This is a genomic window from Kurthia sp. Dielmo (assembly GCF_000307285.2).
Lineage (GTDB): Bacteria > Bacillota > Bacilli > Bacillales_A > Planococcaceae > Kurthia > Kurthia populi.
On sequence record NZ_CAEP01000199.1, the window covers coordinates 1 to 526 of the forward strand.

General features: G+C 34.6%; 1 protein-coding gene. It reads right to left on the reverse strand.

Annotated elements, in window-relative coordinates:
* Positions 1–5: 5 nt before the first annotated feature.
* Positions 6–526 (reverse strand): suppressor of fused domain protein (locus KTHG_RS00180; RefSeq protein ID WP_255512319.1); only part of this gene is annotated, 521 nt, incomplete at its 5' end.

Consider the following 526-nt stretch of genomic DNA (forward strand, 5'->3'; position numbering starts at 1 on the left):
TTTTTTTAGACAGATGGTGGTCGATTTTGTACGAATATATTCTCAGCATGCTGCTTTTCTAAGCAGTGAATCAGGTCTATACCATAAATCCCTTCGGCATAATCCATTTCAGATTCATAAATTGGAATAAGTTGATAAAGTACAATCAGAAATTCTTCATTTGAAATTGTAGAAATGAACGATTCATTCGGTCTTCTTGCTAGTAAATGCGTCATTTTTGTGTATTCGAAAAGAATTTCTTTTGTTTTCCCTTCTACAGGAAATGTTGTATTCCTATCATATTTCAATAAGGTTTTATGGACATAATATCCATATTCCGCCATCATGCGTAAAGGCCAGTTTTTTTCAGGAAGTGTCCATTCCTCTTCAGAAGCGACCCAGTTTAATGGCAATTTCATCATCATTTCATACGCTTCATTGTGCGTTACAGATGATGGAATATCATTACTAACACCCAGTGTGAAAACAACATAATATGGATGTTTTTTCGTGGATAAATAATGTTTCCTGTAATCGTAAGCGTCGG